The organism is Aneurinibacillus thermoaerophilus (genome assembly GCF_019603355.1).
GTDB lineage: Bacteria > Bacillota > Bacilli > Aneurinibacillales > Aneurinibacillaceae > Aneurinibacillus > Aneurinibacillus thermoaerophilus.
In genome coordinates this window covers 878,389-899,158 of the sequence record NZ_CP080764.1, presented here as the reverse complement: position 1 = coordinate 899,158, position 20,770 = coordinate 878,389, and the positions used below count along the sequence as shown (strand labels likewise).

Annotated in this window: 17 protein-coding genes and 1 tRNA gene; 2 read left to right on the top strand and 16 right to left on the bottom strand. The window is 46.4% G+C overall.

What is annotated here, in order from left to right; genetic code table 11:
• Nucleotides 1-8: 8 nt before the first annotated feature.
• From K3F53_RS04835 to K3F53_RS04780, 12 genes are all read right to left on the bottom strand, one after another.
• Complete coding sequence (locus K3F53_RS04835; protein WP_220559560.1) at nucleotides 9-890, bottom strand: branched-chain amino acid ABC transporter permease; 882 nt, start codon at nucleotides 888-890, stop codon at nucleotides 9-11.
• Nucleotides 891-1,002: 112 nt separating this feature from the next.
• Nucleotides 1,003-2,193, bottom strand: coding sequence for an ABC transporter substrate-binding protein (locus K3F53_RS04830; protein ID WP_220559551.1), 1,191 nt, complete (start codon nucleotides 2,191-2,193; stop codon nucleotides 1,003-1,005).
• Nucleotides 2,194-2,226: 33 nt separating this feature from the next.
• Nucleotides 2,227-3,207 carry a 3,4-dihydroxyphenylacetate 2,3-dioxygenase gene (gene hpaD, locus K3F53_RS04825; RefSeq protein WP_057900396.1) on the bottom strand — a complete coding sequence of 327 codons (981 nt, stop codon included), beginning with the start codon at nucleotides 3,205-3,207 and terminating at the stop codon, nucleotides 2,227-2,229.
• Between the two features lie 82 nt (nucleotides 3,208-3,289).
• The gene (gene hpaB, locus K3F53_RS04820) at nucleotides 3,290-4,765 is read right to left on the bottom strand and encodes a 4-hydroxyphenylacetate 3-monooxygenase, oxygenase component (RefSeq protein ID WP_057899589.1); all 1,476 of its coding nucleotides are present in this window, start codon (nucleotides 4,763-4,765) and stop codon (nucleotides 3,290-3,292) included.
• Nucleotides 4,766-4,887: 122 nt separating this feature from the next.
• Nucleotides 4,888-6,402, bottom strand: coding sequence for a 5-carboxymethyl-2-hydroxymuconate semialdehyde dehydrogenase (gene hpaE, locus K3F53_RS04815; RefSeq protein WP_057899590.1), 1,515 nt, complete (start codon nucleotides 6,400-6,402; stop codon nucleotides 4,888-4,890).
• Complete coding sequence (locus tag K3F53_RS04810; RefSeq protein ID WP_057899591.1) at nucleotides 6,383-7,174, bottom strand: fumarylacetoacetate hydrolase family protein; 792 nt, start codon at nucleotides 7,172-7,174, stop codon at nucleotides 6,383-6,385. The genes hpaE and K3F53_RS04810 overlap by 20 nt, the downstream gene beginning before the upstream one ends.
• Nucleotides 7,171-8,094: a 2,4-dihydroxyhept-2-ene-1,7-dioic acid aldolase gene (hpaI, locus tag K3F53_RS04805; protein WP_057899592.1), complete on the bottom strand. Its 924-nt coding sequence runs from the start codon at nucleotides 8,092-8,094 to the stop codon at nucleotides 7,171-7,173. Before hpaI ends, K3F53_RS04810 begins: the two co-directional genes overlap by 4 nt.
• A 96-nt stretch (nucleotides 8,095-8,190) precedes the next feature.
• Nucleotides 8,191-8,871, bottom strand: a complete 681-nt coding sequence (locus tag K3F53_RS04800; protein ID WP_057900397.1) for a GntR family transcriptional regulator — start codon at nucleotides 8,869-8,871, stop codon at nucleotides 8,191-8,193.
• A 195-nt stretch (nucleotides 8,872-9,066) separates the two neighbouring features.
• On the bottom strand, nucleotides 9,067-9,567 hold the full coding sequence (gene moaC / locus K3F53_RS04795) for a cyclic pyranopterin monophosphate synthase MoaC (protein ID WP_220559532.1): 501 nt from the start codon (nucleotides 9,565-9,567) through the stop codon (nucleotides 9,067-9,069).
• A gap of 5 nt (nucleotides 9,568-9,572) precedes the next feature.
• The gene (moaA, locus tag K3F53_RS04790) at nucleotides 9,573-10,574 is read right to left on the bottom strand and encodes a GTP 3',8-cyclase MoaA (protein ID WP_057899594.1); all 1,002 of its coding nucleotides are present in this window, start codon (nucleotides 10,572-10,574) and stop codon (nucleotides 9,573-9,575) included.
• Nucleotides 10,575-11,066: 492 nt separating this feature from the next.
• Nucleotides 11,067-11,963: a DMT family transporter gene (locus K3F53_RS04785; RefSeq protein WP_057899595.1), complete on the bottom strand. Its 897-nt coding sequence runs from the start codon at nucleotides 11,961-11,963 to the stop codon at nucleotides 11,067-11,069.
• A 53-nt stretch (nucleotides 11,964-12,016) separates the two neighbouring features.
• Nucleotides 12,017-12,904, bottom strand: coding sequence for an aspartyl/asparaginyl beta-hydroxylase domain-containing protein (locus tag K3F53_RS04780; protein WP_220559521.1), 888 nt, complete (start codon nucleotides 12,902-12,904; stop codon nucleotides 12,017-12,019).
• Between the two features lie 322 nt (nucleotides 12,905-13,226).
• Between K3F53_RS04780 and K3F53_RS04775 the strand changes: the two genes are divergently transcribed.
• The gene (locus K3F53_RS04775; RefSeq protein ID WP_220559510.1) at nucleotides 13,227-14,249 is read left to right on the top strand and encodes a ThiF family adenylyltransferase; all 1,023 of its coding nucleotides are present in this window, start codon (nucleotides 13,227-13,229) and stop codon (nucleotides 14,247-14,249) included.
• 94 nt (nucleotides 14,250-14,343) lie between these two features.
• Here K3F53_RS04775 and K3F53_RS04770 read toward each other — a convergent pair whose 3' ends face one another.
• The gene (locus K3F53_RS04770; protein ID WP_057899597.1) at nucleotides 14,344-15,030 is read right to left on the bottom strand and encodes a hypothetical protein; all 687 of its coding nucleotides are present in this window, start codon (nucleotides 15,028-15,030) and stop codon (nucleotides 14,344-14,346) included.
• A gap of 66 nt (nucleotides 15,031-15,096) precedes the next feature.
• Complete coding sequence (locus tag K3F53_RS19610) at nucleotides 15,097-17,595, bottom strand: DNA translocase FtsK (RefSeq protein WP_281423732.1); 2,499 nt, start codon at nucleotides 17,593-17,595, stop codon at nucleotides 15,097-15,099.
• A 195-nt stretch (nucleotides 17,596-17,790) separates the two neighbouring features.
• Between K3F53_RS19610 and K3F53_RS04760 the strand changes: the two genes are divergently transcribed.
• Complete coding sequence (locus K3F53_RS04760; protein ID WP_091259832.1) at nucleotides 17,791-18,186, top strand: hypothetical protein; 396 nt, start codon at nucleotides 17,791-17,793, stop codon at nucleotides 18,184-18,186.
• A 148-nt stretch (nucleotides 18,187-18,334) separates the two neighbouring features.
• Here K3F53_RS04760 and K3F53_RS04755 read toward each other — a convergent pair.
• Together K3F53_RS04755 and K3F53_RS04750 are read right to left on the bottom strand one after the other, a co-directional pair.
• Nucleotides 18,335-18,426, bottom strand: a tRNA-Ser gene (locus tag K3F53_RS04755).
• Between the two features lie 194 nt (nucleotides 18,427-18,620).
• On the bottom strand, nucleotides 18,621-20,522 hold the full coding sequence (locus K3F53_RS04750; RefSeq protein WP_057899599.1) for an OPT family oligopeptide transporter: 1,902 nt from the start codon (nucleotides 20,520-20,522) through the stop codon (nucleotides 18,621-18,623).
• Nucleotides 20,523-20,770: the final 248 nt, after the last annotated feature.

The following is a 20,770-nucleotide window of genomic DNA, read 5'->3' as shown; positions in this document are numbered from 1 at the left end:
TCCTCCTTCTACACCCGTTTTCCAGAAGATTTGGCCAAAATGCCGTTTGGCAACAGGAACAGTACGAGCAACAAGATGCCGAAACTTACTGCATCTTTAAATCCTGTCGTCCATAATCCTTCTGTGAACGCTTCCAAAAGTCCGATAATCATCGCACCAAGAATCGCCGCTGGAGCGTTGGATAAACCACCGATTACCGCGGCGATGAACGCTTTGATTCCGAGCATCAATCCCATGTTGTACGTCGCGCCGGAAATCGGCGCGATAATGATCCCGGCAAGAGCACCGAGACCTCCACTTACACTGACGGAAATAAGCGACATCTTCTCCGGCCTAATTCCCATCAACCTTGCCGCGAAACGGTTAACAACACACGCGATAACCACTTTGCCAATGAACGTCTTTTCAAAAAATATATACATACAAACAAGACTAATGACCGAAATGCCGATCGCCCACAAGCTTTGCGGCTGAATAATTGCCCCCCCAAGGTTAAATGCGTCTCCCGCTGTTAACGGAATGAGATGATACGGATCCGTCCCCCAAATAAACAAGGCAATACCGCGCAGCGCGATGGATACGCCGATCGTAATAATAATTAGCGTCGGAACGCTCGAATGGCGCGCCGGATAAATCGCTACGCGCTCAAACATAGCAGCAATCATAACAACTGCCACAATGCTCAGTAAAATTGCAAGTAAATAAGGCATCCCTGTCCCTACAAGCGAAATGCAAATCAACGCCCCAAACATAGCGAACTCTCCTTGTGCGAAATTGAGGACGCCTGTAATGTTGTATATAATAACAAAACCGATCGCAATCAAAGCGTAGATGCTGCCAATGGTCAACCCGGAAAAAAGCAGCTGAACAATTTGGCTCATGTCTCCCATGTATGATTCACTTCCTTGTCTACTTATTTACGCTATCCGTCCGACCGTATGAAAATAAAGGCTGGTTCCTCCCACGTAACGGCCAGAGAGCGAATCAGCCTCCTGTGCTTTTCTAGTTGTCTTTTAACGTCCACTTTCCGTCTTTAATTTCAATAATGGCAAGCGAATCAGACTGCAAACCGTTATGGTCTTCCACGGACATATTGAATGTCCCGGTAATGCCTGTAAAATCTTTGGTGCCTGTTTCAATGGCCGCACGAATTTTTTCCGGATCATCTCCTGCCGCTTTAATGGCAGCAATTAAAATTTCAAACGCATCCCAGGCATGGCCACCAAATGTGCTCGGTGCATAGTTGTATTTTTCTTGAAATATTTTCATATACGCTTCAAGCACCGGCTTTTGCTTGTTGTCGGCTGGAACCTGATCCACAACGAGCAGGCGGCCTGCCGGGAAGATGACACCGTTTGCTGCTTCACCCGCAAGTTCGATAAATTTCTTGTTTCCAATACCGTGAGATTCGATAATTGGCACCTGAATACCAAGCTCCCGCACATTTTTTGTTACTATTGCCGACTCCTGAGCGGTTCCCCAGATCACAATCGCCTGTGGATTTTTTTGCTTTACACGTGTCAGCATCGGCTTCGCATCATTAACTGTAGCTTCAAACACTTCTGAGCTGACAATTTCAATGCCTGCATCTTTCGCCAACGTCACAAATTCTTCTTTTCCACTTGAACCGTAAGGATTATCTACACTTAGCCACGCCACTTTTGTAAGATTTTGAGATTTTAAGTATTCAACGACGCGCGGAATGACAACATCATCGCCTTGCGCGGTTTTAAACACATACTTTTTCACCGGCTTATTAATATTTTTGCTGGCCGCGACCGAGATAAACGGAATTTTCGCTTTTTCCGCCTGCGGAATCATCGCCAGCGAATTTCCGGATATCGTTCCCCCGATAACGGCTACCACTTTATCCTGTTCAATCAGCTTCTTAATCGCTATGACCGCTTCGTTCTGGTCAGACTTGTCATCATAGGCGACCACTTCGATTTTCCGCCCATTAATGCCACCTTCCGCATTCACTTTATCCGCCATCATTTTCAGCGTATCCATCTCCGGTTTGCCAAGAGAAGCCGCGCTTCCGGATGCCGAGAATACGCCGCCGATCTTAATCGGCTCACTGTTTTCCGACGCCTTTTTGTTTTGGTCGGCGTTCGTTTCGCTGCTTTTGCCCGCGCATCCCACAATAGAAAATGCGAATATCAGACTCAATATAAGAACAAATAACCTCTTCACGGCAAAAGCTCCCCTCTTCGTTTATTATTTCTATTATTTTGTCACTTTTTTGGATACCGGTTCCTTCACTTCCACTAACTCCCCTGTCAGGATATTCTGGACGAGCATCGCTTCTTTTTTCCACGTTTGCGGCGGCTCCGTACCCCAGAATGTCGCGCGCTGCGGATCTTCCAGATGCCATTTGATCGGTTCCCAATCCGGATCATTCGTAAAATAATCACCTGTATAAAGCTCAAGCCTGTGTCCGTCCCAATCACGCACATAGACAAAAAATGCATTGGATGTACCATGACGACCCGGGCTCCGCTCAATATGTAGCGCGTAGCCAGAAGCGGCCAGATAATCGCAAGCGTCCAGGATCGTTTTGGCGTCATCCACCCAGAAACCAATATGGTGTAGGCGCGGCCCGCGTTCGTTAACCAGCGCCAAATCATGTACGCTCGGCTTCCGGTGAAGCCAAGAGGCCCAAAGCCTTTCGTTTTCAGCTGAGCCCACCACCGTGTACTCGGAACATTTAAACCCTAATTCTTCCATATACCACTTATGAATGCAATAAATATCTGTCACCAAACAATTAGCGTGATCAATTCTCTTAATTTTAGCGCCTGTATGTTGATTAAATTTTTGCAGCATGCGCTCCGCTTTTTCCATCTCAAAGAAAAATTCCACTGGAAACCCTGCAGGGTCCTGGATACGAAGAGCGCGCCCTTGCCCACGTTCTTCGTCTTTTTCCACCCAGCGCATCGGCAAATTTTGAGCCTGAAAAAATGCTTCCAGTTTGTAAAGCTCCTCTTCGGAACCAACGCGATAAGCGATATGATTCAAACTTGGCGTATCGGCTTTTGTTAGCACTAGGCAATGGTGATTTCCATCTTCAATCGCCCGCAAATAAATATGGTTACTATCCGCTTCCGTTTCGATAAACCCAAGTGCATTCACGTAAAAATCGCGCGCTCTCTCCAAATCCGTCACATTAAATTCGGCGTGAGCCAAACGGATAATGTCAAAACCGATCACGCTTTCATTCCTCCTTTTTTAAAGAGGACTAGCGAAAAGACGAATCAGCTTTTCACCAGCCCTATAAAACGCTTACATTTTACACTTTAGTATAATTTCGAGTCGATTTTTTCACCCGGTTGAGAAACTCTTTGACCATTGCTTTATAAGGCTCTTTGTTGTATATGTCATAGTACACATTCGACATGCGAACCGGATCGCCGAAGAAATAATATTCGTACAACGCCTGGCGCGAGCCGAACGCGCTCATGGAAATATCCCAAGCAAGGCGGAACAGTTGAACGCGTTCATAACCGTCAATGTTGGCTCCCTGGGTGTAACGGTGCACAAGATGGCCAATTTCCTCGCTGTTAAAGTCTGCTTCTGTCGGAATAGCCATCAAACCAGACGCTCCGAGAATGCGGATAATTTCTACCATGCGCTGGTATATTTTCGGATACCAGTTGCGAGCGGCGTTAAGTGGCGCAAAATCCGGCGTCATATTGCCGTACTTGTCGATAGCGGCGTTTTGTTCTGCGCGGTACAGGTGAGAACGCATCGTTTCAAGCACAATCATGATTTCGGCCGCTTTTTCCTTGACATGCTGAAATTGTTCGATACCGATGGCATCAATAATGCTCAGCACAACGCCAAGAACAAATTCTGTCTTGGCTGTGTTTTTCGCCACGACCTGGTGAGTCATATGAACGACGGCATTCGTCTCCACATACGTTCGGTTGCAAATATCCGTACTTTCACAAACAAATACGCGGTTCCAAGGTACCAATACATTCTCAAACACTACAATTGCATCACTCTCGTCAAAGCGGGCGCCTAGAGGATGATCCCATTGATTTCTCCCATAGTCAAAGGACTCACGGCAAATAAATTTCAGCCCCGGCGTATTGTTCGGAATCGCAAACGCGAACGCGTACGGATCATCTTTGGAACTGCCTTTATTAAGCGTGGACGGAAACACAACAATTTCGTCCGTGACCCCGCCCAGCGTAGCGAGTAGACGGCAACCATTAATTACGATACCATCCGCGTTTTTCTCCGTAATACGGGCTGATAAATATGGATCTTTTTGCTCGGACTGGATTTTGGAGCGATTAGCCTGCGGATGGATCAATGTATGGGTAAGACTAATATCGTTCTCCCGACAATATTCGTAATAGCTGCGCGCGTTTTCGCCGAAGCGAGGATCGGCCTGCGCGAAAAAAGACGACGCCGTACCGAACGCCATAATGCTTGTATTCAAATAATCAGGGGAACGCCCCATCATTCCGCCCGAATAATGCGCCCACTCCGTAATCATTTCGCGGCGTGCCATTAAATCTTCTTTCGTTTTCGGCTCGATGAACGACAGGCCGACTTTGTCTCCCGTCGTAGGAGATGTGTAAAGCATTTTATCTGCTTTTTCATGCTGAAGATCATACAGATTTACCATGCTTTGAACGATATTGCGAAAGGCTGGATGCTCCGTTATTTTTTCTACTTTTTGTCCATGAATCCATATGTTGTTTTTCGCCGCCTCCAGCGCCTCCAAATACTGCTTGCCTGTGCGTGCCGGCATGACTCATCCTCCCCGCTTTTAAATTTATATACATGAGTATCGTGATAAGGGGATAAGATGCTTATCTATCAAGTCTAAGGCATATAGCTCCGCACCATCTCTATCCCCTATCCTTCCGTTTATCACTTAGCGACTATTCCCGTCCGTTCTTCCTTCTTTTTACCGAACTGTGGAATCGGATGCTCACCTATTGCTACATGAATCACCTGGGTCTCCGTGTAAAATTCAAAGCTATAATGACCACCTTCCCGGCCAATACCGCTCGCCTTGGCGCCACCGAACGGAATCCGCAAATCTCTCACATTCTGCGAATTTATCCATACCATGCCACTCTCTATTCCCTGAGCCAGGCGATGCCCTCGTTTCATGTCGTTCGTCCAAACATACGCGGCAAGACCATATTTTACATCGTTCGCCATCTGTAGTACTTCCGTTTCTTCTTTAAACGGAATCACTGCCAAAACCGGCCCAAAAATCTCCTCTTGGACGACGCGCATACGATTCGTACAATTAAGAAGCAACGTGGGCGCTATATAGTTTCCTGTCGAACATTCAGCTGGAACGATACCACTTATAACTTCAGCGCCTTCCGCCTGGGCAAGGGCAATGTAGCTAGTTACATGTTCCCAGTGTTTGCGATGAATGAGCGGCCCAACCTCAGTTGCCGGATCCATCGGATCACCCACTATAATGTTGGCCACCCTTTCCTTTAGCGCATCGACGAATTGGTCATAAATTTTCTCCTGCACAAACAAGCGGGAATTTGCGGTACAACGCTCACCGTTAAAGGAATAGATTCCCCAAACAACCGCATCTAACGCTCGCTCCAAATCCGCATCTGCAAACACGATCGCAGGCGATTTTCCGCCTAACTCCATCGAGCAACGTTTGAGCGTATCCGCGCCATTTTTAATAATTTCAGATCCGGTTTTCGTCTCGCCGGTAAAAGAAATAAGCTGAACATCAGGATGCGCAACGAGCGCGGCGCCCGCGGTTTCCCCGAACCCATGCACAACATTAAATACACCCGGCGGTAGGCCCGCTTCGTGGACGATCTGAGCAAGCTTATTCGCCGTCAGTGGTGACCACTCGGCTGGCTTAAGCACGCAAGTATTGCCTGTAGCAAGTGCCGGAGCCACTTTCCATGTCGCCAGCATGAACGGCGCATTCCACGGCGTAATCAGTCCGGCTACACCCACCGGCTTATGAATCGTATAGTTGATAAACGAACTGTCGACTTGATACGCTTCGCCTACCATGCGGCTTTTCACCATCTCGGCATAGAAGCGAAAATTTTCCGCGGCACGCGCCGCCTGCTTCTTCGTCTGGCTAATGGGAAGCCCCGTATCGAGCGATTCAAGATAGGACAATTCTTCCGCGTTTGCTTCAATCAAATCTGCAATACGTACAATATATTCCAACCGCTTCGCTACACCCATTGTGCGCCATGGCCCTTCGTCGAATGCCTGGCGTGCCGCCTGCACCGCGAGATGAATGTCTTCCGCTTCCCCTTCGGCTACTTCATTTAGCGTTTCATTTGTAGCTGGATTCATGTTTTGAAACAATTTGCCGGACGTTCCCTCAACGAATTTTCCGCCAATATAGTGCGGTACCCGTTCAACGTTGTACTTGCTCACAAGTCTCACCCCCGGTCGAAACCTTCGTCCTCCCGTCCAACACAGGATTTTCCAGCGAACCCAACCCGTCAATTTCAAGGCGCATCGTATCTCCCGGACTCACATGGGAGATGCCTTTCGGAGTTCCTGTCAGCAGTACATCACCCGGCTCCAACGTCATAAAAGAACTGACGAACTCAATAATATCTGGAATCGAGTACATTAAATCTTTTGTATTACCACGTTGGCGGAGCTCGCCGTTCACATACGTGCGAAGTTCCAAGTTTTCCACATCCGGCACATTTTCCTTCTCCACGAAATACGGTCCCATCGGCCCAAACGTATCGTGCCCTTTCGCCCGAACCGGTGGACGGTAGAAATTGTTGACAAAATCCCGAACGGTCACATCGTTAATAATTGTATAACCGCTTACATGATCATACGCATAGGCATGCTTGATATTTCTTCCACCTCTGCCGATAACAACGGCCAGTTCATTCTCATAATGCATATATGTAGCTCCGTTCGGATAGTATACCGGAGCCTTGTGACCAACCAGGGAACTGTTCGGCTTGATAAACAACACCGGCTCCGCTGGCTTCTCCAAGCCAAGTTCTTCGGCATGATCCGCATAGTTAAGCGCGAGACCAATCATATGGTTGGGGGTAAGCGGCGGCAACCAGAATTGAACACTTTCCATCGAATATTCTTTTCCTGCTTGATCAATAATCACCTCTCCATCCACAATCCCTCTCACAATGCGACCTTCATGGAAAAATCGTGCATGTTTCATTCTTTCATTCCTACTTTCTCATCCAAGAGTCCGTAACTAATAAGCGTCTGCCTGATTTCTTGCTGCAATTCTACAGAAGGCGGTCCCATGGGCAGGCGGAGCGCCGGATTCATTTTGCCCATCATGCCGAGCGCGGTTTTCAAGGGGCCTGGGTTCGTATCTTTGAACAGTACATCATTAAGCGGCATCATTTTATAATGAAGGTCGATAGCCGCTTCCACTTCACCGGCCATCCATAGGTTGTAAAGATCGGCTACCTCTTTCGGCATCACGTTGGCGGTAGCGCTCACGTGTCCAGCTCCGCCAATGGCAAGCATCGGATAGCAAAGCAGCTCAATTCCGGAATACAACAGGAAATCGCGGCCACAATTCAACAATACCCTGTTCACATGCTCAAAATCTTTGTTTGATTCTTTTACACCAATGATATTTCGGCAATCTTCAGCAAGACGCGCCAACGTTTTTACTTCAAGATTGACCGCCGTACGTCCCGGAATGTTGTAAATGATAATCGGGATGTCTACCGAATCGGCGATCGTCTTAAAATGGTTGTACAGCGCCTGTTGGTTCGGCCGATTATAGTATGGAACAATTACCATCGCCGCATCGGCCCCCATTTCCTGCGCACGCTTTGTAAGATGCAGTGCTTCCGCATGGTTGGTGGAACCTGTGCCAGGCACGACCGGAACGCGACCAGCTGCCGTTTTGATGGCAGTTTCCATCACCAGTTCCCGCTCCTCAATCGTCAACGAGCTTGGCTCACCGGTAGTGCCCGTTACGGAGATACCATGTGTGCCGCTTGCGATATGCCATTCAATCAAACCTTTTAGCGCCTGAACATCCACATTCATTTGTTCGTCAAAAGGAGTGACAATCGGTGCGATAGAGCCACGCAGACGTCGTTTTGCCTCTTGATACATCTTTTCCATAGCCTCCTTAAGAAATAATATATTATTTGAAAATAATATGTTTTGCGAAAATTTATCATAAAAAAAATTACTTGCCTTAAAAATGAATCAAAATGGATTCTTTTTGGTGGCAAACAGTGAAGCTTTCCGATTTCTTAAGGCGCTGGCAGTGTTCAACTTATGCTGCCTTGCCATTTTTTCGATATCTTCGAACAGGGCACCCTCTTTCAGCATCTGAATGATGCGCGCGTGTTCTTCTACCGAATTGTGCGCGCGTTGTGGCACGAACGTAAAAGCAGAACGGCGGAGCGTATCCATTTTGCCCATTACCTTCTTTATTTCCTCTTTTAGGTACTGGTTGTCGCATTTCCTGTAAATGACGCAATGGAATTCACGGTTTAGCTCACCGAATGCTTCAAACTCGAACGCAAGCAACGCCTCTTTCATCTGTTCATTCAGCCGCTCAAGCTCGCTGATTTCATCAGGTGTAATGTGCGCTGCGCTCAGCGCGGTTGCGTATCCTTCCAGAATAGCCAATACGGAAAGTGTATCCACGTATTCGGTTTCATTGATCGTGCTAACGATGGCACCACTGTAAGGTTTATATTGAATAAGCCCTTCAGACTCTAACTGTCGAATCGCCTCCCTTACCGGAATGATACTTAACCCCAGCTCCTTCGCAATTTGATCAATGACTATTCGTTGGCCCGGCCCGAACGTGCCGTTAAGAATACCGGTACGCATGAAGTTGTAAGCATAGTGCGTTTTGCTCATTATGTTTTTCTTCATGTTTTTATCATATACAAAATCATATATGATTTCAATATATTTTCTAAAAAAATCATATATGATTTTCGGATGGTATCTCAAGACAAAAAAAGCGCCTTTCCTTAACTGGAAAAGACGCACGGGATGCTATACACCATCCTGTTTATAGGTCTTGCCTTTGGCTCCATTCATATGATTTGATCCCCCTGGTACCTTCTATTCAAACGCGAGAGCGATTCTGACGTTGCTCAAGAAATCGCCGCTCTTGCCGCCTGTTTTTGAGACTAGGTATGTCGGGCCAAGAATCATTTCTTTATCCATCGCCTTACACATATCATAGATGGTCAAACCGGCCACTGAAGCGGCGGTCAGCGCCTCCATTTCCACGCCGGTCTTACCTGTCGTCTTAACCGTTACCTCAATGTAAAGCGTATCTTTCCCATTATCAGAAAAACGGATATCCACACCCGTTAGCGCGAGCGGATGGCACATTGGAATCACATCTGACGTTTTCTTAGCCGCCATAATTCCGGCGACCTGTGCCACTGCCAGTACGTCCCCCTTGCCAATACGGCCTTCCTTGACACGGGACAGCGTCTCCGGCTTCATTGTCACCTGACTGCGAACAACCGCCGTTCTCTCTGTCACTTGTTTTCCCGTAATATCTACCATGCGAGCCCGCTGCTGATCATTAAAGTGTGTCAGCGATTCGTTCATCTACCTCAACCTCCTATTTGCGACATGCGGCGCACGGTCGGCTTGTGGGACTGTTCCTGCTTCATCAGCACCTGCGCCATCTCATGATTTTCAGGCTTCGCGTCAATTGCCCGCAAAAACAAATCCTGAATTGCGGCCTCATTTCCGATGAGCGGACGCACATTCCATTCGTCATCCCAATAAAGACAAGGCTTAATATTTCCATCAGCTGTCAAACGAAGCCGATTGCAATTGCCGCAAAAATGATCGCTAACCGGATGAATCAAGCCGAATGTCCCCACCGCTCCAGGCACCCGGTAATTTTCCGCCGGGCCATTGCCGTAAATATCCTCCGCCGGTTCATACGTCAATCCCATCTGCTTTACCCTTTCGAATACCGTTTCAAGCGAAAGGTACTTCGCGCGCCAACCATCATCAGCGTGTCCAATTGGCATATATTCGATAAAACGAACTTGTAGCGATTTATCCAGCGTCAGACGAATGAAGTCTTCGATTTCATCATCATTTTGTCCCTGCATGAGCACGACATTCAACTTCACCGGATGAAATCCTACACGCAGCGCGGCTTCCAAACCGTCAAGCACCCGTTTCAAGCTTCCGCCGCGCGTAATCAGCGCAAACCGTTCCGGTCTCAAAGAATCAAGGCTAATATTCACGCGGGTAACGCCTGCTTGCCGCAGCGCTTCCGCTTTTTGCGCAAGAAAAATCGCATTGGTTGTCAAGGCGATATCTTCAATGCCTGGGATGGCGGAAAGCATGGCGAGCAACTTTTCGATCTCTTTGCGTACAAGCGGCTCACCACCAGTAATGCGCAATTTACGCACGCCAAGCTTGGCTACGGCCGCCACCACCTCGGTAATTTCTTCGTAGCTTAGAATCCGATCCGCCGGTTCAAACTCCATTCCTTCCTCCGGCATACAATACACGCAGCGCAAATTACAGCGATCAGTAACAGAAATTCGCAAATAATCGTGGACGCGGCCAAATCTATCAACTAAAACTTTCATGAAGCTCGCATCTCCTTGCACCTAAATTTTGAAGTCTTATATATAAAAGCAATTCGAATTTTAGCAAACTACGCAAATTGACAATCGAAAAAGGGTGAATGTATATATTATACACATTTTCTTGCTTATTCTCCTATTCGTATCGTGGTGAAATTGCAATGTGTCCGGTTTTAAACATACTCATAGTGGTAGAAGGAGCATCCGTCAAATTCGGTGCCATCAATCCATTAAAGACAACTGACAAACCTAATGATCTCAAGGGATTTCCGGATAGTTCGTTTATATTAACAGAATCGTATTTGGGATATTAACAGGATAATAAAAAGATTAATAAAAGATTGGTTTTGGAGCTAAATAAAGATATCAAGGGTTTTATAAATTGTACCTCAAGTGGAAAAATAAGGATATAACTGCAATCTCTTTTATGAATGAACTTGGACTAAAAAACACCTTCGTAGTCGCTTGTTTAAAAACCATAAATTCGCAAACAAATTATACGACCTTTCCTTGCCGATTGATTAGGAATAGACCGACAATAATAAACACCATTCCTAAACAAGCCACTAACGACAGTTGATTTTTAAAGATTATGTAATCCAGTAGTGCAGTGACAGGTGGGACACCATACAACAAACTCGTGACGTTTGTTAGATTTCCTTTTCGGATCATAAAGTACAATATCATTGAAGCTCCAACCGAAATAACAAAAGCCATCCAAAACAAACTAAAGAGAAAAGTGAAATTCCATTGAACGTGCCATCCTCCAAAAAACGGAAGAAGCATTAGGATCATCAAGAGGCCCCCAGAATATTGAATGGCCATGTTGATTGGTTGACTGATCTGAATTTGCTTTTGCATAAACGTACCGATCGTTATACAGACCAAACATAATATTGCACTTATTAAGCTGTATAGTGTGAAGTTTGGTTTTGAGATATTATCGGCAACGACTAGGATTAGTCCACTTAACCCTAAGAAAAGCCCCAACCACTGATAGTATCTAGTTTTGGTTTCCCCAAAAAAAGCCGTGATAATCGGTTGTGCACCTAAGATGATGGCTAAGATTCCAGGCGACATGTGTTGATCTAGTGCGAAGAAATAAAAAATTTGGTATCCGGCTTGCAATAAAAGACCCGTAAGTACAATGTACCCCCACTCTTTCACTGTTTTCGGGTAAGTGGATCGGAGCATCAGACAAATCCCCCAGAGTAATGCCGTTGACAATAGAAAACGAAGAAATACGAACGTAAAAGCATTGGCATACTCTAAACCCAGTTTGACAAAGATCGCTCCACTGCTCCATGTTAAGATAAAACTTACGGGAACTATCCATTTCCAATTGCTTAACTCTTGTGAGGGTCTAGGTTGCAATTGAATATTCTTTTTCACTTTCATTCACCTCATTAAAAATGGGCTCTGTCTAAGACAAAGCCCATTTTAATTTATGCAGTTAGTTCTTTCCAGTCGTTAATGGAAAATCGCTCGCCCAAATCCCTTTTTTCAATCATGTACTTACGTAACTTTTGAGTCTTGTCCAAAAGCTCTTCCTTTCCGGAACGACGGGTAATCTCCTCTAGCCAGTCGTAAGCAGCGGATACTGGAACATCCTTATAGAAGTGAATCTTAGACAACATAAATAAAACATCTTTGAAATTGTATTTATCAATGATTTGCGAAAGGGACTGGATCATGTGTTCAACGGCCTCCGGCTTTAATTGTTCCCTTTTCGCAATAGTTGGCTTGATCAGTTCGTTGTAAAGCGCTTTGTTGGTAAAAATCTCGGACGGGTGGAAATCACCTGGGAATGCAAAATCAAGGCAGAGGAAAATCCGACTTTCGGTAGAGAAATTCACGGCAGCATGATCGATAGCCGCATCTAAAAACCAAATCTCTCCCTTTTTCATTTGAAACACATTATCCTCATCCGAATGGAAAGCGTGCTGATTATCTTCGAGAGGAACAAACACTCGAAAATATTGATTTTTCGGTTTGTTAAGCTCGACAAAATCCTTGTGAGGAATAACCATTCCATCAATTAGGTTCCTGGTACGAACCATTTTCAGGTACTCTAAATTAAAGTTTTCAGTGACGAGTTTGCTAATGTATGGAAGTTGCCGACCATACTCAGTTTGTTTTGCTGGATAGTCGAAATCGCGGTACATAGTATCAGTAGCATCTTGACTTGCGTTCCACAACGAGTTGTTAATCCAGACTCCGGTCCCAAACTCATCGTATTCCTCTGAAATTCTCGGAAATCCTTTAACTATTTCTAAATCCTTCTGCAACTGGGTGTCGTCCAACTCAATCTTACCAAAGATGTAAGATGGCATTCTTGGCCTTCCCTACCTTAAGTTGTCAAATGATTTCCAATGCAATACCAATATTATCAAATTATAAAAATATTTTCAAGATAGTTTTTTTTATAATTTTTCAATGAAGCAATTTATATATAAGGGGTAAATTTCGGTTAGGAGTCGTCTAAAACGTATGGTATAATCATGCTAGAACGAACGCCTTCGAAGTGAGGGTAATCGTAAAGAGATTCCTGTATGTTGCTTATCGTTCGGCTAAAACATACAAGTCACTTAGAAGCCCCCACCTTTAAGCGAAGCACAAGTGGCGGGTAGTTCACTGATAGGAGCATGCCCGAGTATGGATACGCGTTATTCACGACAATTGCTATTTGCCCCAATCGGAAAAGAAGGCCAAAAGAAACTGGGCGCAAGCCGAGTCGCCATCGTTGGCGCGGGCGCGCTCGGCGCGGTGCTTGCTAACCACATGGTTCGGGCCGGCGTCGGGTTCGTGCGCATTATTGACCGCGACTTCGTCGAACCGAGTAATTTGCAGCGGCAGATGCTGTACGATGAAGAAGATGCGGCAAACCACCTTCCGAAAGCCGCAGCGGCAGCGGAAAAATTAAAAAAAGTAAACAGCGAAGTTACCATCGAGCCGGTTATTGCTGATGTAACAACTGTGAACGCTGAGGAACTGCTGGCCGACTGCGATTTGATTTTGGACGGTACCGACAATTTCGCCATTCGATTTCTGATCAATGACGTAGCCGTCAAACACAACATTCCTTGGGTATACGGCGGCGCGGTAAGCGCGAAAGGTATGTTTGCAACCATTCGCCCGCACGTGACTCCCTGCCTGCGATGCTTGATTCCTGAGCCGCCAAGCGGCGGAGAAACATGTGATACAGCGGGGGTGATCGGTCCGATTATTCATATTGTCGCTTCCTACCAAGCTGTCGAAGGGCTAAAAATACTCGTAGGCGATCAAAAACATCGTAACCCGCACCTCGAGCATATGGAAATTTGGCGCAATTTCCATACTCGTATAAACCTGACAGATAAGCGAAATCCAGACTGTCCCGCTTGTGGAAAAGGTGTGTTTGAATTCCTTGATCTGTCCGGTAAAGAAGATACATTTACATCGCTGTGTGGTCGCAACAGCGTCCAAATTAGCCCGACGCGTGACCGACACGTCAATTTGGACGAGCTCATGGAGCGGTTTACTCCGCTCGGCAAAGTCGAACGGAACAAGTTTCTACTTCGCTTTCATGTCGATAACCATTATATTCTCGTTGTATTCCCGAACGGACGTGTCGTCGTGCAAGGCACCGATGACATCACAATTGCCCGTTCTCTCTATGCCAAATATATAGGAGCATAAGAAGAACTCGCGGATAAAAAGGGACGGCCGCTTTATGTCACTGCTAAAAAACGAGGAGCGAAACGTAAACCGAACGTTTTCGCTGCCTCGTTTTTTACTGATATATTCTTAGTGCTTTAATGCCATGTTGCTGCATGAATAAACGCCATGACCATTGGCTGTTGTTTTCTTTTTTGCTTCGTTCAAAATCAGCTTCCAAGCTCTGCTTAATGAGAGGAATCCGTTCTTTGGGAATCAATGCATACGGCCCAATAAACCGGTGAATAAATCCAACCTTGGCCAAGCGGGCAAATAGGTATTGCCCGACCATAAATTCGCTACGTACCTGTTCCCTCTCACCAAGTGCCACATCCATTGTTTCTTCCGCCCATATATCGTCGACCCGATACCCTTCCTCCCACGCTTCTATCACGCGATATATAGAAGGATACGCGGCCATCCAGCGCGCTGCAAGATGAAGCTCCTGCTCAGACAAATCCGCGTTCTCTTCCATCAAATATTTCTCAATGATCCGTTCGCCTTTAATATTCTGGTACTCAAGCAATAGCCATATACCGTACTGCGCTTCCCAGAACGGAATAAGCAACGCCTCGGAAGGAAGGGTAAGCTTGCTCCGAAACACATGCTTGGCCCGCACTTTCTCACGTAAATTCAGCGTCCGGCACGCGTACTCATGCATCTTCTCCATCAGCCGTTCATGCATCTCGTTAAACGCCCGCTGTTTCGCCTTCCGCTCGGCGAAAAAATCGACAAGAACCGACGATTCGCGTTCACTTGGCAAGACATTTCAACTCCTTACCTTACGAGTGTTTCCTTTTATTATATCATGAAACAGCGGGCATCAGCTCTACTCCCGTCTTCCTTCCCCGGCAAAAATGTTGTCATATTCCGCACGCGTCAAAAACACATCACGCGGTTTGCTGCTGCCTGTATAGCCGGAAATGAAGCCTCTTTCCTCCATCATATCAATTAACCTGGCGGCACGGTTATAGCCAATTTGGAAATTGCGCTGCAGAAGTGAAGCAGATGCCTGTCCATTCTCGACGCAAAATTTCACCACTTCAGCAAACAATTCATCCGTACTTTCATTGTTCAGCGCCTGAGTTAAATCTTCTTTTTCAAATAGATAGTTCGGTGCAGCTTGGCTTTTTGCGTATTCGGTCACAGCCTCAATTTCTTCGTCAGATACATAAGGACCCTGTAGGCGTATCGGTTTCGAGCTGCCGCTCGACAAATACAGCATATCGCCGCGCCCCAGCAAACGCTCTGCCCCGTTCATATCAAGAATGGTTCGGGAATCCGTTTGAGACGAAACGGAAAATGCGATCCGCGTTGGTATATTGGCTTTAATCAAACCAGTAATAACGTCGACAGAAGGGCGTTGCGTCGCCACAAGAAGGTGAATGCCACAGGCGCGTGCTTTTTGCGCGATCCGGCAAATGGACTCTTCTACGTCGTGCGGCGCAACCATCATCAAATCAGCGAGCTCATCAATCACAATCACAATGCTCGGTATCAAGCGTTCCGCCTCGCCCGGATACGCGCGGCGCATCAGGTCGTTATAACGTGAAATATCGCGGGCGCCCGCTTCCGCAAATTTTTCGTAACGGCTATCCATCTCCTGTACGGCCCACTTCAACGCGGCGGTTGCCTGTTTTGGATCGGTAACGACCGGAGCAACAAGATGCGGAATGCGATTATACGGAGCAAGTTCCACCATTTTCGGATCGATAAGAAGCAGGCGCACTTCATCCGGTGTTGCCTTATACAATAAACTTAAAATGATACAATTAATACATACGCTTTTTCCGGAACCAGTCGATCCAGCAATTAAACCATGCGGCATTTTAGCCAAATCTGCCACAACCACCTTGCCACCGATATCCATGCCGAGCGCTACCGTAAGCGGCGAAGAAGCTTCACAAAATGCGGCCGACTCAAGCACCGAACGCAAATACACCGGCATGCTTTGCTCGTTCGGCACTTCGATTCCGACAGCGGAACGCCCCGGGATTGGGGCTTCAATCCTGATATCGCGTGCGGCCAGACTCAGCTTAATATCATCGCTCAAATTCGTAATCTTACTTACCTTTACGCCTGGAGCCGGTTGAATTTCGTATCGGGTTACCGTTGGACCGCGGACGGCACCAATAACTTCAGCATTTACGTTAAAATTGTGCAATGTTGTCGCCAGTATCTCGCGCTGACGCTTAATGTACTCCTCGTCTTCCGCTTGCACATGCGGCGGTTGAAGCAGCAAGGAAAAAGGCGGCTTTTCGTACTTACCTGTTTGAGGTTTAGCCGTGGCGGGCATTCCCTCCCCGGATTCTGCACATCCCAGTCTTACATCCTGTCTCTCGACAAAACGCGGTTCTTCGGCAGCTTTTGGTCGGTTTACATCCACAAAAACAGGCGGTTGCCCGATTTGTACCCGCGGCTTCTCCGGTTCTGTCCGCTGCTCTTCCAGCAAATTCTGCTTCGTTCCATCAATTTCTTCATCATTCGCCTGCGTATGCATCCGGCTCTTCTCTTCTACTGCCGACGTCTTCACATGCTCCAGTGTCTCCGCATACGCTTTCGGTGCCTCTTCTTCCGGTCGCCGCTGTTCTTCTTCGACCGATGCCAAAACCATTTCTTTCTTTCCAGCGTCCGGCATTTTCAATTTTTTTAAAACCATCGGATGAATAAGAGTATTAGAAGCAGGAACAGGGGATTCCACTGTCTCTTTGCATTTTTTTTGTTCCGGGCGCTGACGACCATAAATCGGCGATATGACTTCCGTTGGCCGGAAAGAACCATTTCCTTTTGGCCGCGCTTGATGTGTAGAAGAGGCTTGGCGTTCCCCATCTGTAGAGTCTCGTCTTACCTGGTGAATGGTTGAGGGATCTCGTTTATACTGGCCGTTAAAAGCTAGCTTTTGTTCCTCCTCATAATGAAAGCGTTTTTCTTTAGCTTCCGGTTCATCGGGAATGAGCGGAAATCTAAAATTTTCCCGGTTATCCTTATGTGGCCTACGAGGCGCGGGAGTAGAAGCCTCGCGCCGGACGGCCCGGCGTCGTTCGATGCGTTCAGCTATTTCCTTTCCCTTAATTGTCCGCTTCGGATAAATATTGGCCGTGCGGATGGTTAAATTTCTATTTCCAATTGGAACGGCGGGAACATCATACTCCTGTTCCCCATATTCTTCCCTTACGGCTCTGCTCTTGAATTCTTCCTCTGCCAGAAGCCATCTCTTTAATCGTTCAAGCCAGTTCATTGGAACGTCTCTTCCTTTCTTTCTCCGCTTCTTTCGCTTCTTCTGTTGTGCCGTATCTATCACTTGCACGCCTGCACCTTTGCTTACCACCTTTGCCAAAAAGTGAGGCACCATCCTCAATTATTGTAGCATGATTTCTCGCTTTGGCTAGGTTTGAGAAAGAAGAAGAAAATAAATATTCCTTGCCCGATGCAATGAAATGGTATTATATTGGAAATGCGCACAAAGGGTGGGAAGGACGGCTAAAAAATATTAACCCAAAAAATAAGGAGGGGAAAAAGCGCCATGGCAAAACGTTTGACTCATCTGCTCGTTTTTTTGCTATGTTGCTTCATGCTTGCAGGATGCACAGAGTACGGGACAAAAACCGTAGAATCTATTACCGATAAAGAAATTAAAGCTACATATGAAACTTATAACAAAACCATTACCAGGAAAGTGCCGTCTATCCCCGATACCGTTCTTGCCATCCAACTGCACGAACTGCAATTCAAAAAAGGCCGTGTCACTATTACCGTAACCGACCCGGGCGGCAAAACAGTATTTGAAAAAACTTTCGAGCCCGGAACATACCAAGACGGCTATAGCGTTCATTTTGAAAAGGAAGGCGAGTATGAAATACGATTTGCCTTCGAACATGTCGAAAATGGAAAACATCATATCACATGGGAAACCGATTAAAAATAAGAAAAGCCCGCGTTCTTATATCCCGTCCTTTTTACCCAATGCGAGAGGACGGCCGCTTTGCGTCACAGCAGGCGAATCGGCAAAACATCGCACGAAAAAGACGCTGTCACATAAAGCGACAGCGTCTTACTTTTACCCGGAATGGCGGAGAAGGCGGGATTCGAACCCGCGCACGGCATGACCCGTCTACTCCCTTAGCAGGGGAGCCCCTTACAGCCTCTTGGGTACTTCTCCACATATATACGCTATTAGAAGTAACATTATCAAGAAAATATCATATTCAGATAAACACCGCAAGCATTTTTTCGTAAAAACTCCCCGTTTCCACCATCGTAAAAAATAAATATGCGGCAATTGCTTGACAACAAGCATGACAAAACCTCCATATCCTTCGGTAGGAGGATATGGAGGTTTTGAACTTTTTTAGCTTATGATACTTGCTTGCCTTTTGAACTCACAGCAAATAAGATCATGGCAACAAGCAAAAACGCAATGAGCGACACAAGCGGCCCAAAGAATGGGTTTTCCGGCAAGACAACACCTGCGGACACTGCGACGGCAATCAAAATGCCCATGAGCGCTTCCCCGGCAATAAAACCGGAAGACAGTAAAATCCCCCGCTCAATCTTCTGCTTGCGCATCTCTTCATTTTTCTCGCGTCGTTCCACCAAAACCCGAATAATGCCACCCAGCATAATCGGCATACTCAGATGAATCGGCAAATAGAGACCGACCGCGAACGGCAGCGATCCGATTCCCATAAGCTCAACGATAGCTGCAGCAGCCGCACCAATAAAGATAAGCGTCCACGGCAAATTGCCACTCATAATCCCTTCAACAACCATCATCATCAACGTTGCCTGCGGTGCCGGTAAGTTTTTCGAACCGAATCCATAGGCCTGATCAAGCAACATAAGTACAAAACCAATGGTCAGACTCGTAATAAATACGCCATACATTAATGCGTACTGCTGATACTTAGGCGTTGCGCCGACAAGGAACGCCGTCTTCAAGTCTTGTGACGTATCTCCGGCCATAGCCGCAGCAATGCAGATAACCGCCCCAATCGTAATAGCGGCAATCATGCCGGTTTCTCCGCCGAAGCCAATCATTTTCAAAACCAGGGTAATCAAAATTAGAGCTGCGATCGTCATTCCGGACACCGGGTTGGATGAACTACCGACAATACCGACGATACGAGATGAAACAGTAACAAATAAAAAGCCAAATAACATTACGAGCAAAGCACCCGGAATGCCAATATGAATCTTCGGGAAGAAAGCCAAGACAGAAATGAGAACAAGCACAAGCACAATAATATAGGGCATCGGCATATCTTGTTCCGTGCGAAGCACTGCCCCTCCATTCGAACCGCGCGTACTGCTAAACCCCCGCAGCGCAATCGCGAATGAAGATGCGATGGTTGGCATCGCTTTAAACAGACTCACAATTCCACCAAACGCGACAGCACCGGCTCCGATATAACGCAAATAGTTGCTCCAAATATCCCAAAATCCAAGCTGGCTAATTGGCCCTTCCGCCGGAAAAATCGGATTTGCAGCAAACGAGCCGAAATAACTAATTAACGGAATGAAACCGAGCCAGCCAAGAACAGCACCCGCAAGCATATATCCCGCGATGCGCGGCCCGATAATAAATCCGACACCGAGAAGCGCTGGAAGCGTATCCATTCCGACCGCTGCGTTTTTAAAACCGCGGATTCCCGTTTCGATCTCGGATGGAAACGCTTTAATTCCATCAGCAATGAATTTAAACAGCGCACCAATTCCCAGCCCGCTGAAAACAAGCTTGGCAAGCCCGCCGCCTTTTTCTCCGGCAATCAACACTTCAGCACAAGCTGTCCCTTCCGGATACGGAAGCACTCCATGTTCTTTTACGATTAACGCTTTACGCAGCGGGATCATCATAATAATGCCGAGAATTCCGCCCGCAAGCGCAATAATCGCAATCGTCGTCAGACTTGGATGCAACTTCCATATAAATAGTGCCGGAATCGTAAAAATCACACCTGCAGCAAGTGATTCCCCGACTGATGTAATCGTTTGCACCGTATTATTTTCCAGAATCGAATTGCGGCGCAAGATTCCTCGCAAAATCGCCATCGAAATAACCGCCGCTGGAATCGAAGCGGTCACGGTCATCCCAACAATCAATCCCAGGTAAGCATTAGCAGCACCAAACAAAACAGCAAGAATACCACCAAGAATAAGCGCCGTCCACGTCATTTCTGGTCGATGTTCATGCGGAGGAATGTACGGCACAAAACCGCCTGGATTTTGTTCTTGCCCAGAATTAGATTTCTGTGACATTTACATCACCACCTTCTCCTAACTTTGCTTTCCTTTAGAAAATAATGAATTTTCATTCTTTTAGCTCACCTCTGCTCTGCTCTAATTTGTTTTACCCCTCTAATACTTTAAACCAATTTTAAAAAAAATGTTATAGGTAAATTTATATTCCGAAAAATGTTAATTTTATAAAATTAAAAAAATTACAATTTTATAAAAGAAGAAATTTTACTAAATATACAATCTAATAAAATAGTGGTACAATGATA

What these genes read in the sequence shown, in the direction of transcription:
- K3F53_RS04835 (WP_220559560.1), bottom strand. Translation starts at nt 890, where the DNA reads ATGGGAGACATGAGCCAAATTGTTCAGCTGCTTTTTTCCGGGTTGACC.
- hpaB (WP_057899589.1), bottom strand. Translation starts at nt 4,765, where the DNA reads ATGCCGGCACGCACAGGCAAGCAGTATTTGGAGGCGCTGGAGGCGGCG.
- K3F53_RS04810 (WP_057899591.1), bottom strand. Translation starts at nt 7,174, where the DNA reads ATGAAACATGCACGATTTTTCCATGAAGGTCGCATTGTGAGAGGGATT.
- hpaI (WP_057899592.1), bottom strand. Translation starts at nt 8,094, where the DNA reads ATGTATCAAGAGGCAAAACGACGTCTGCGTGGCTCTATCGCACCGATT.
- K3F53_RS04800 (WP_057900397.1), bottom strand. Translation starts at nt 8,871, where the DNA reads ATGAAGAAAAACATAATGAGCAAAACGCACTATGCTTACAACTTCATG.
- moaC (WP_220559532.1), bottom strand. Translation starts at nt 9,567, where the DNA reads ATGAACGAATCGCTGACACACTTTAATGATCAGCAGCGGGCTCGCATG.
- moaA (WP_057899594.1), bottom strand. Translation starts at nt 10,574, where the DNA reads ATGAAAGTTTTAGTTGATAGATTTGGCCGCGTCCACGATTATTTGCGA.
- K3F53_RS04780 (WP_220559521.1), bottom strand. Translation starts at nt 12,904, where the DNA reads ATGCCATCTTACATCTTTGGTAAGATTGAGTTGGACGACACCCAGTTG.
- K3F53_RS04775 (WP_220559510.1), top strand. Translation starts at nt 13,227, where the DNA reads ATGGATACGCGTTATTCACGACAATTGCTATTTGCCCCAATCGGAAAA.
- K3F53_RS04760 (WP_091259832.1), top strand. Translation starts at nt 17,791, where the DNA reads ATGGCAAAACGTTTGACTCATCTGCTCGTTTTTTTGCTATGTTGCTTC.
- K3F53_RS04750 (WP_057899599.1), bottom strand. Translation starts at nt 20,522, where the DNA reads ATGTCACAGAAATCTAATTCTGGGCAAGAACAAAATCCAGGCGGTTTT.